The sequence below is a fragment of the Longimicrobiaceae bacterium genome, assembly GCA_035936415.1.
Lineage (GTDB): Bacteria > Gemmatimonadota > Gemmatimonadetes > Longimicrobiales > Longimicrobiaceae > JAFAYN01.
Genome location: DASYWD010000615.1, coordinates 1 through 10,424, shown reverse-complemented (window position 1 = coordinate 10,424; position 10,424 = coordinate 1). Strand labels below are relative to the sequence as shown.

10 protein-coding genes are annotated in these 10,424 nt (G+C 72.0%); 5 read left to right on the top strand and 5 right to left on the bottom strand.

What is annotated here, in order from left to right:
• The 4 genes from add to VGR37_24605 form a co-directional block, all read right to left on the bottom strand.
• Positions 1-1,024, bottom strand: a 1,024-nt coding sequence (gene add, locus VGR37_24620; GenBank protein HEV2150605.1) for an adenosine deaminase, incomplete at its 3' end; no start/stop codon positions are given.
• A 169-nt stretch (positions 1,025-1,193) separates the two neighbouring features.
• The gene (locus VGR37_24615) at positions 1,194-2,780 is read right to left on the bottom strand and encodes a NupC/NupG family nucleoside CNT transporter (GenBank protein HEV2150604.1); all 1,587 of its coding nucleotides are present in this window, start codon (positions 2,778-2,780) and stop codon (positions 1,194-1,196) included.
• 108 nt (positions 2,781-2,888) lie between these two features.
• Positions 2,889-3,611 carry a rhomboid family intramembrane serine protease gene (locus VGR37_24610; GenBank protein ID HEV2150603.1) on the bottom strand — a complete coding sequence of 241 codons (723 nt, stop codon included), beginning with the start codon at positions 3,609-3,611 and terminating at the stop codon, positions 2,889-2,891.
• A 327-nt stretch (positions 3,612-3,938) separates the two neighbouring features.
• Positions 3,939-5,669 (bottom strand): 5'-nucleotidase C-terminal domain-containing protein, encoded by a 1,731-nt coding sequence (locus tag VGR37_24605; GenBank protein HEV2150602.1) that lies wholly within the window; start codon positions 5,667-5,669, stop codon positions 3,939-3,941.
• Positions 5,670-5,845: 176 nt separating this feature from the next.
• Here VGR37_24605 and VGR37_24600 point away from each other — a divergent pair, with 176 nt between their 5' ends.
• From VGR37_24600 to murI, 3 genes are read left to right on the top strand one after another with little or no spacing between them, the layout of a single operon-like run.
• Complete coding sequence (locus VGR37_24600) at positions 5,846-7,195, top strand: amidohydrolase family protein (GenBank protein HEV2150601.1); 1,350 nt, start codon at positions 5,846-5,848, stop codon at positions 7,193-7,195.
• Positions 7,196-7,214: 19 nt separating this feature from the next.
• Complete coding sequence (locus VGR37_24595; GenBank protein ID HEV2150600.1) at positions 7,215-7,844, top strand: hypothetical protein; 630 nt, start codon at positions 7,215-7,217, stop codon at positions 7,842-7,844.
• Entirely contained in the window at positions 7,841-8,632 is a 792-nt protein-coding gene (gene murI / locus VGR37_24590; GenBank protein HEV2150599.1) for a glutamate racemase, read from the top strand. The genes VGR37_24595 and murI overlap by 4 nt, the downstream gene beginning before the upstream one ends.
• A gap of 33 nt (positions 8,633-8,665) precedes the next feature.
• Here murI and VGR37_24585 read toward each other — a convergent pair whose 3' ends face one another.
• Complete coding sequence (locus tag VGR37_24585) at positions 8,666-9,412, bottom strand: UDP-2,3-diacylglucosamine diphosphatase (protein ID HEV2150598.1); 747 nt, start codon at positions 9,410-9,412, stop codon at positions 8,666-8,668.
• Between the two features lie 338 nt (positions 9,413-9,750).
• On the opposite strand from VGR37_24585, the gene VGR37_24580 reads away from it, so the two are divergent.
• Positions 9,751-10,194 carry a thioesterase family protein gene (locus VGR37_24580; GenBank protein ID HEV2150597.1) on the top strand — a complete coding sequence of 148 codons (444 nt, stop codon included), beginning with the start codon at positions 9,751-9,753 and terminating at the stop codon, positions 10,192-10,194.
• Positions 10,191-10,424, top strand: a 234-nt coding sequence (locus VGR37_24575) for a hypothetical protein (protein HEV2150596.1), incomplete at its 3' end; no start/stop codon positions are given. The genes VGR37_24580 and VGR37_24575, both read left to right, overlap by 4 nt.

The window sequence follows — 10,424 nt, the reverse complement described above, 5'->3', positions numbered from 1 at the left end:
CCCGGATCTCCTCCCGGACCTCCCCGATCATCCGCTGCTTCTCCTCGAAGTGCAGAAAGGAGCTGTCGAAGGACATCAGCGCGATGTCCGTCAATTCCTCCCAGGTGAAGCCGAGGTGCTGGTGCGCCCGCCAGTACTCCTCCGTCACCGTGGTGGCGCTCATCAGCCGGTTGTCAGTGTTCAGGCTGAGCACGATCCCTTCGTCGTAGTAGAGCCGCAGCGGGTGCTCCGCGAAGCTGCGCACCGCGCGCGTCTGAACGTTGGAGGTCAGGCAGATCTCGATGGGGACGCGGAAGTCCTTGACGTACTGCATCAGGTCGGGGTCCTCGAAGAGCCGCGTGCCATGCCCGATACGGTGCGCCTTGCAGTAGTGCAGCGCCTGATGGATGGATTCAGGCCCGTACGCCTCTCCGGCGTGGATGGTCGCGGCCATGTTCTTGTTGATGACGGTGAAGAAGGCGTCCTTGTGCTTCTTCGCCGGGTAGTTGTACTCCGCCCCCGCCAGGTCGAAGGCCACCACGCCGCGGTCCTTGTACGCGACCGTGAGGTCCGCCAGGTCGCGTGAGGTGGCCGGCTCCATGTTGCGGATCCCGCAGATGATGATCGCGGTGCGGATCCCGAAGTCCTCCTCCGCCTGCCGTAGCCCCCGCAGCGGCGCTTCCACCGCCTCGGTGAGCGGGAGCCCCTCGCGCGAGTTGAGGATCGGGGAGTAGCGGATCTCCGCGTACCGCACGTTCTCCCGCGCCAGGTCCTCCGCCAGCTCGTAGGCGATCCGCTCCAGCGCGTCCGCCGTCTGCATCACGGAGAGGGTGATCTCGAAGCGCTCCAGGTACTCCACCAGGTTGCGCGCGTCCTGGACGTGCATGTAGTCGCGCAGGCGGTCGGGATCCTGGGCCGGCATCTTCTTCCCGTACTCCGCCGCCAGCTCCAGCATCGTCTCCGGGCGCAGCGAGCCGTCCAGGTGGACGTGCAGCTCCGCCTTGGGGAGCCGGTGCAGCAGGTCCCGCGTCACTTCGTTCGCCATGTCCACCGTCCTAGTGCGTGTCGTATCGCGGTCGTTCCGCCCCGGAAAAGCGGCAGGCGGACGCACCCACCGGTGCGTCCGCCTGTGCGGAGGCCGTCTCGCTCGCCGCTCCGGTGGAGAATGATACGCTCCCTGGCGCCGCGCCGCTACCTCCCTGTCTGCGGCTCCGTCAGAGGAGGATCCCCACGACGCAGGCGGTCATGAACGCGGCCAGGGTGCCGCCGATCATCGCCCGCAACCCCAGCCGGCTCAGGTCGCCGCGCCGCTCCGGGGCCAACCCGCCGATCCCGCCGATCTGGATGGCGATGGAGCTGAAGTTTGCGAAGCCGCAGAGCGCGTACGTGGCGATCACCACCGCGCGCGCGCTGAGCGGCTCGCCGCCCTCCAGCATGCTCGCCAGGTGGAGGTAGGCCACGAACTCGTTGAGGACCGTCTTCTCCCCCAGCAGCGTCCCCACCGCCTGGGCGTCCTGCCAGGGCGTGCCCATCAGCCAGGCGATGGGCGCGCCGATCCATCCCAGCACGGTCTGGATGGTGAGCGGCACACCGAACAGCCCCGTGATCCAGCCGAAGAGGCCGTTGAGCAGCGCCAGCAGGGCGATGAAGGCCAGCAGCATGGCGCCCACGTTCAGCGCCAGAGAGAGGCCCTCGCTCGCGCCGCGCGCCGCCGCGTCGATCACATTGGCGTCGGGCTTCTCCAGCTCCACTCGGATGTCGCCCCGGGTGACGGACTCCTCCGTCTCCGGGTACATGATCTTGGAGATGGCGAGCGCCGCCGGCGCCGACATCACCGACGCGGCGATCAGGTGCCCCGCGATGTCCGGGAAGAAGGCCACCAGCATCCCCACGTAGGCCGCCATGACCCCGCCCGCCACCGTGGCGAAGCCGCCGGTCATCACCGCGTGAAGTTCGCTCTTCGTCATCGTCCTCACGAACGGCTTCACCAGCAGCGGCGCCTCCGTCTGCCCCACGAAGATGTTGCCGGCCGCGCTCAGGCTCTCCGACCCCGAGGTCCCCATGGTCCGCACCATCAGCCAGGCGAACGCCTTCACGAAGAGCTGCATGATCCCCAGATAGTACAGCAGGGTCATCAGGCTGGAGAAGAAGATGATCGTGGGGAGCACGCTGAAGGCGAAGAGCGCGCCGGTCGCGGCCCAGGTGCCTGTATCCCCCACCGAGCCGAACGGCCCCGCGGCCGGCCCCACCGGGACGTTGGGGCGCACCAGGTTGCCGAACAGGAAGCCGGCGCCCTCGTTGGTGTAGCCCAGCAGCGCCACGAACACCTGGTTCAGGGCGTCGAAGAACGCCCGTCCGGGACCGGTGAGCAGGATCAGCATGGCGAAGACGAACTGCAGTCCCAGCCCCCACGCCACCACCCGCCACTGCACGGCCTTGCGGTTCACGCTCAGGAGCCACGCCACGCCGACGAATACGAGAAGGCCGAGCAGGCTTGTCGCCTTCTGCGCCGGGGTCCCGCCGCGGGCCTCCTCGCGCGCGAGGCGGGCCCGCTGCGCCGCGCTCAGCTCGGCGGCGGGCGCGAGCCCCGGCTCCGAGGGCTCGATCACGCCGCTCTCCACGGGCTGCTGCGCCTCCGCGGTTCCGGGCGCGGGGAGGACCTCCGCGGGGGTGACGGTGTCGGCGGGAGCGACGACCGGTGCTTCCTGCGCACGCGAGGACATCCAGCCCAGGCCCAGGAGGAGTGCCGCCGCCATCCAGAGCGGGGCGAGCCTGAGGAGGACCTTCTTTCGGTGGGCCATCGGGTCGAGTGTGGGGGAGGGCCGTAAAGAGGCCCCCGGGGCGGGAGTCCGGAGCGGGCCGCGCGGGGGCGGGGAGGGGAGCGTGCTTCCCGGGGGGATATCTTACGCTCACCACCCCAATCGCGCTACCTCGTCACGCGTCAGCTGCACCTTGTGCCGCTTCGCCTCCACCAGCGGCCGCTTCTCGAAGAGCTTGATGAGGACCAGCCCGGCCACGAAGCCGCCCACGTGCGCCCACACCGCCACGCCGCCCTGCTCCCCCGCCTCCGGCCCGAAGGTGAACACCCCCGTCGCGAGCTGGATGAAGAACCAGTAGCCCAGCAGGAAGAAGGCGTTCAGGTTCACCAGGAAGATGGGCGGGATCCAGGTCCGCACGCTCACCCGCGGGTACAGCACGATGTACGCCCCCATGATCCCGCTGATCGCGCCGCTCGCCCCCACCGCCGGGATGGAGCTGGCGGGGCTCAGGTAGACGTGCGCCAGCGCCGCCGCGACGCCGCACACCAGGTAGAAGACGATGAAGCGCAGGTGCCCCATCGAGTCCTCGATGTTGTTCCCGAAGACCCAGAGGAAGAGCATGTTCCCCAGGATGTGCTCCCAGCTCCCGTGCATGAACATCGACGTCAGCACGGCCTCCCACCCGAGCCCCTGCTGCGGGCACGCCCCGGTGAGCTCGCACGGCACCGTGCCGAAGACGTAGACCGAGGCCTCCAGCGCACGCATCTCCCCCGCGCCCTGGAGCATGAACCACGCGACCAGGTTCAGCGCGATGAAGACCACCGTCATGAACGGCGTGGTCTCGGTCGGGTTCTCGTCGCGAAGCGGGATCAAGCGGCGGCGGCTCCGTCCGTGGTGTCGGGTACGACGGTTCGCCGGGTGGGATCTGCAAGAAGGATGTCAGGTGGGGCCGGTGCCGTCGGTGGGGCCGTCGGTGGGGCCGCTCCGGAGCCAAGCCAAACAGCCGGCTTGTCTCCTCCGCGGGTCGCGGAGCCAGCCGAAACGGCCCGGCTGTCTCCGCTCCGCTGCGGGAGCCTCGCACGATACGGCTGTGCGAGTCTCCCTCCGCAACAGTTTCGGGAACGGCAGAACGACGACGACCCGTCACCCTTCCGTCGCTTGGCGGGCAGGGGCCGGGGGTGGGGCGTCGCCGACGGTCCCCTACCTGTTCCCCGCCCGCTGCTCCGCCGCGGCCTTCGCGGCCAGCTCCGCCGGGACGATCTCCCAGTTCTTCCGGAACACCTGCCCCGGGGCGATGTTGCCGCGCCGGCGGATCTCCTCCACCAGCAGCTCGCGGATCCCCTCGTCCTTGTCGTAGACCACCGGCGCGCCGATCAGCATGGAGAAGCCGCCGCTGCCACTGGCGCGGTAGTTGTTCAGCGCGATGGTGAAGGTGTCCGTCGGGCGCACGGGGCGGCCGTTGCGCTCCAGGCGCACCAGGCGCTGCCCTACCGGCTTCGTGAGGTCGAGCGTGTAGTCCACGCCGCTCACCACGTCGAAGTTGTAGCCGGGGACGGCGGGGTTCACGATCCGCTCGCAACGGCCGCCGGGGCAGGGGAGGTAGTACTCCGCGCTCTTCTCGATGTACTCCCGGAGCTGCGTGCCGGTGATGCGGACCGCCTTCAGCGTGTTGTCGTACACGTACAGCCCCGCCACGTCCGCCACCGTAATCGGCCCCGCGGGGATCCGCGAGCTCAGGGAGAAGGCGGCGGTGGCGGAAAGGTCCGCTCCCGTCACCCTGCGCTGCACGTCGTTGATCAGGTCCAGGATGGGGGTGTCCTCCACCCGCGCGCGGGCCGAGGTCCACTCCGCCGCCGACGTGCCGATCCGCTGGTTCACGTAGGCGCGCGTGCGCTCGTGCGCCGGGGCCAGCTCCGCGGCGAAGCGCGCGTCGGGGGCGCGCATCCCGGGGCGCAGGATCCGGCCCTGCTTCTCCACGATCCGCCACCCGCCCGCCGGAGTGCTCTCCACCTCCAGCTCCGCCACCGCCAGCGAGGCCGCCCAGTTCTTCGCCTGCAGGAGGAGGGTATTCGCGATGGTCGTATCCGCCAGCTCCCGGTGCGAGTGCCCCATGAAGATCACGTCGATCCCGGGAACCTCGTGGGCCATGGCCGCCGCCGCGTTCTCCACCGGCACCCCCGTAGCGGCGGTGTCGTAGCTGGAGCCCTCCAGCCCCCCATGCGCGGCCACCACCACGACGTCGGCGCCCTGCGCGCGCAGCTCGGCGACCACCGGCCGCACGCTGGAGACGATGTCGCGGAAGTCCAGCTTCCCCTGGACGTTGTCCCGGTCCCAGATGAGCACCCCCGGCGGGGTCACCGCCGTGACCCCGATGCGGATCGGCTTCCCGTCGATGGTGCGCTCCAGCATGACCGAGGGGCGGTACGCGTGCCGGTCCGTGCCCGCCACGAAGGTGTTCGCCGAGATCCAGGGGAAGCGGGACTTCGCCACCACCGCGTCCAGGTGGGGGATCCCGTAGTTGTACTCGTGGTTGCCGATGGCCGCCGCGTCGTACTCCAGCAGGTTCATCGCCTGCGCCACCGGGTGCACCTCGCCGGGGCCGAGCTTCGAGTGCACGAAGCCCAGCGGGTTCCCCTGGAGCAGGTCGCCCGACTCGAAGAGCGCGGTACGCCCCGGGTTCGCCGCGCGGATGCTGTCGATCAGCGGCACCAGCCGGGCGAGGCCGTTCTCCGTCTCCTTCCCGGTGTAGTAGTCGTGCGGGAGGAGCCAGCCGTGCACGTCCGTGGTCCCCATCAGCACCAGCTCGCCGCGAGCCGAGGCGGTCTCCGGCGCGGGTGCGACCTGGACGGCGGGCGCGCAGCCGAACGCCGCGGCCGCGAGGACGGTCAGCAGGCCCGCGCGGAGGGCGCGGGGCGGGACAGGAGCGTGCATCGGTCTCCTCGGGAAGTCGGGGTCGGTTCCCGCGCGCCGTCCACCGGGCGCGGCGACAGCGGGTACACCAGAAGGGGGGGCGATGCTCCACGGCCCGCGCTCCTTTGCCACGCCGCGGACGCCCCGCTAAATTCCCCGCGCGTCTCACACCACCCCGTTCCAACCCGGAGGACCGCTTGCACGCTCCTCGTCTGGTCACCGCGGCGCTCGCGCTGCTGGCCGTTCCCGCCGCCGCGCAGCAGGCGCCCGCCACCGCGCCTGCCGCCGAGCGCGTCGTCGTCATCCGGGCCGGACGGCTCATCGACGGCACCGGCGCGGCCCCGCGGGAGAACGTCACCATCCTGGTGCGCGGCAACCGCATCGCCGAGGTGGGCCCGCGGGTGCAGGCGCCCGCCGGGGCGGAAACGGTCGACCTCTCCGGGTGGACGGTGATGCCCGGCTTCATCGACACCCACACGCACATCACCAGCGACCCCAGCGGCGGGTACTCCGAGCGCACGCTGCGGCAGTTCCCCGGCTACTCCGCGCTGGTCGGCGCCAAGAACGCGCGCGCCACCCTCCTGGCGGGGTTCACCACGGTGCGCGACGTGGGCTCGGACGGGTGGGCGGACGTGGCGCTGAAGCACGCCATCAACGACGGCGTCGTGCCGGGCCCGCGGATGTACGTCGCGGCGCACTCGCTGGGGATCACCGGCGGCCACTGCGACACCAACGGCTACCGCCCGGACCTGCGCGAGGAGCCCGGCGTGCAGGAGGGGATCGCCAACGGCGTGGACGCGGTGCGCGCCGCCGTCCGCTACCAGGTCAAGTACGGGGCGGACGTGATCAAGACCTGCGCGACCGGGGGCGTCCTTTCCGCGGGGGACGCGGTGGGGGTGCAGCAGTACTCCGAGGACGAGCTGAGGGCCATGGTGGAGACCGCCGCCATGGCCGAGCGCCGGGTGGCGGCGCACGCGCACGGCCCGGAGGGGATCAAGGCCGCGGTGCGCGCCGGGGTGGCCTCCATCGAGCACGGCTCCGTCCTCGACGACGAGGCGATCCGGATGATGAAGCAGCGGGGGACGTACCTGGTCCCCACGATGATGGCCTTCGACGCGGTGGTGCGGGGCGCGCGCGGGGGCACGCTGGCGCCCTGGGCCGCCGCCAAGGCGCTGGAGATCTCCCCGCACGCGCAGGAGTCCGTCCGCCGCGCCATCCGCGCCGGGGTGCCCATCGCCTTCGGAACGGATGCCGGCGTCTTCCCGCACGGGACCAATGCCGACGAGTTCCGGCTCCTGGTGGACGCGGGGATGACCCCCATGCAGGCGATCCTCGCCGCCACCCGCGAGGCCGCGAAGCTCCTGGGAGTCGCCGACCTGGGCACCGTGGCGCCCGGGAAGCTGGCCGACGTGGTCGCGGTGCGCGGCGACCCGCTCCGCGACGTTGAGGCCCTCAAGCAGGTGGGCTTCGTGATGAAGGATGGCGTGGTCTACAAGCGGGACGGCACACCGCTCGCGGACGTGCGCCAGGCGCATTCCGCGAACTAGCCCGCCTTACCCGGTACACATGGCGTTCCGCTTCTTCTCCCGGCCGGCCGCGGTCATGTCCCGGCCCGTCCTCGGCTGCGGCCTGCTCCTGGCGGCGCTCGCGTCCACCCCCGCGGCGGCCCAGGTCCAGCCCGCGCCGCGCGACACCGTGCCCGCGGCCACTCCCGCCGTCCCCCCGGCGGCGGCTCCGGCCGACACCGCAGCCATCGCGCGCACGGCCGCCGCGGAGGCCGACACCGTCGACGGCGTCTCGCCCAGGGGCGCCTTCCTCCGCTCGCTGGTGCTCCCGGGGTGGGGCCAGTCCGCCGTGGGATCTCCCGGGCGCGGCGCGATCTACTTCGCGCTGGAGGCCGGGAGCCTCTGGATGGTCTACAAGAGCCATCGCAAGCTCGGCTTCGCCCGCCGCAGCCAGGCCTCGCTCCGCGAGACCGGCGAGGTCTCCGAGGAACGGCAGATTCCCCTGGTGAACGCTCGCGAGCAGCAGCTCGAGGACTGGATCACCCTTTCCGGCTTCCTCCTCCTCTTCAACGCGGCGGACGCCTTCGTCGCCGCGCACTTGGTGGACTTCGACGAGCGCATCGGCGTGGTTCCGGGGCGCGACGGCGGCGCCGAGCTGCGGGTCTCGCTCCCCGTGGGGAGGCCGAGGTGAGCCCCGGCGCCCCGGTCGCGGTCTTCGACTCGGGGCTCGGGGGGCTCTGGGTGCTGCGCGAGATCCGCTCCCGGCTCCCCGCGGAGGACCTGCTCTACCTCGCCGACAGCGACTGGTGCCCGTACGGGCCCCGTCCCCAGCTCGAGATCCGCGCCCGGTCGCTGGAGATCGGCCGCTGGCTGCAGGCGCAGGGCGCCAAGGTCCTGGTGGTCGCCTGCAACACGGCCTCCGGCGCGGCGCTGGAGGCGCTCCGCGAGGCGCTGGAGATCCCGGTCGTGGGGATGGAGCCGGCGGTGAAGCCCGCCGTGCGCGACACCCGCGCCCGGCGCGTCGGCGTCCTCGCTACCGAGGGCACCCTCGCCTCCGAGCGCTTCGCCCGGCTGCTGCGCGAGCACGCGGAGGGGGTGGAGGTGGTCGCCCGGCCGGGGACGGGGCTGGTGGAGATGGTGGAGGAGGGGGAGTTCGACGGCGCACGGGTGCGCGCCGTGCTGGACGCGGCGCTCGCTCCCTTCCGCGAGGCCGCCGTGGACACGGTGGTCCTCGGCTGCACCCACTACCCGTTCCTCTGGGAGGCCATCGCGGGGGTGCTCGGCCCGGAGGTGCGGCTGGTGGACAGCGCCCCGGCCATCGCCCGGCAGACGGAGCGCGTGCTGGAGGAGCAGGGGCTGGGCGCGCAGGGGAGGGAGGGCCGGGTGCGGATCCTGACGACCGGGGATTCCGCCGAGGTGGGGGAGGTGGTGGCCCGCCTCTGGCCGGAGCCGGCGAAGGTCGAAGGCGTGGCGCTCTGATCCGGCGGGCGGCGGTGCGCCGGGACCCGCGAGTCAGCCGGGGGTCGGCCAGCGGCGCAGCTCCGGCGGGCCGCCCGAGGGGGGGAGCGCCAGGTAGGTGAAGTGCCGGATCCAGTCCCCCGCGTTGGCGTAGAAGCGCCCGGGCTCCACCTCCACCACCGCGGGCACGTGCGCGTGCCCCGCCACCACCAGCCCCAGCCCCGGGTCGGCCCGCAGCCGCTCCTCCGCCCAGGCCTGGATGTGTCCCGCACGCCCCTTGCTGTGCACGTCGCCGGTGTCCGCCTTGTGCTCCGTGGTGGAGGCGATCCGCGCGATCCTCGTCCCCAGGTCCGGGTGCACGACCCGGAAGGCGCCCACCACCGCCCGGTTGCGGATGAACGCCTTGAGCGCGCGATACTTGAGGTCGCCCCGCCCCACGCCGTCTCCGTGCGCCACCAGCGTCCGCCGCCCCGCCAGCTCCATCTCCACGGGCCCGTCGAGGAGCCGGATTCCCACCTCGTCACGCAGAAAGCTCCCCGCCCACGCGTCGTGGTTCCCCCCCACGAAGGAAACGGGGACCCCCGCCTCAACCACGTCCGCCAGCGCGGCCACGGTGCGGTAGTGCTCCCGCAGGATCACCGTCCCGTACTCGAACCAGAAGTCGAACAGGTCGCCGTTGATCAGCAGCCCGGACGCGTTGCCGGGGACGTCCCGAAGGAACTCGCGGAACGCCGCCTCCGTTGCGCGCGGGACGGCGCCGAGGTGCGTGTCGGAGACGATCAGGTAGGGGAGGGTGCTCATAGGCGCGGGAAGCTACCAGCCGTGCTTCCCCCCGACAACCTCCAGCAAGGCTCGCTTCCCTCGCGGAGGTGGTGACCGGGAGGAGGTGGGGTGCTCCCGGAGGAATTCAAGCTGTCTGAGCGAAGCGAGTGCTCGCAAGCGAGTCCCTTCGGGTTCTTGAATTCCGGAGGGAGTACCCCGCCGACGCCCCCGCGCGCCCATGCCCACGACCCGCCGTTGCCGGCCGTCGCCTGTCCCTTGGTGCGTTTGACACACCGCGCCACCCCGGGTACAATCCGGGCGCAACCATCCGGCCGGGCGGGATCCCGCCGGCGCGAACGGCCACCGAGCGCCCTCCCGTGAGCGAGACCCCCTTCCGATCCGTCGTCGAGCTGCGAGTCCGCTACCCCGAGACTGACCAGATGGGGGTCGTCTACCACGCGAACTACCTGGCGTGGTGCGACATGGGCCGGACGGAGCTGATCCGGGCGCTCGGAAAGCCGTACGCGGAGCTGGAGCGCGAGGGGATCTTCCTGGCCGTCGCCGACGCGTCGCTCCGCTACCACGCCCCTGCTCGCTACGACGACCTAGTCCGGGTGGAGACCTGGGTGGAGGAGGTCCGCTCGCGCACGGTGGCCTTCGCCTACCTGATCACCCGGGTGGACGGAACGGGCCCGGGGCGCCTGGTGACCGCCCGCACCACCCTGATCGCGCTGGACCGGGCGGGGGCCACGCAGAAGCTCCCCGCCCACCTCGTCGCCGCGCTCCGCGGCGCCCTCCCGCCGCAAGGAGCCGTCTCTTGATCCCCGCACGCGCCCTCCCTGGCCTACTCGTCGCCGCGGCCGCGATCGCCGGCTGTGCCCGCCCCGCCGTCGCCCCCGCACCCGAGCCGGAGCACCGCACGGCGAGGCAGCTCCGTACCGAGGCGGAGGTGGACGCCGTGGCGACCCTCCTGCGGATGGAGGACCGGCGCGAGCTGGACCCGGCGCTGCTGGACGACGCGGCGGCGTTCGCCAACGCCGAGGTGCGGCGG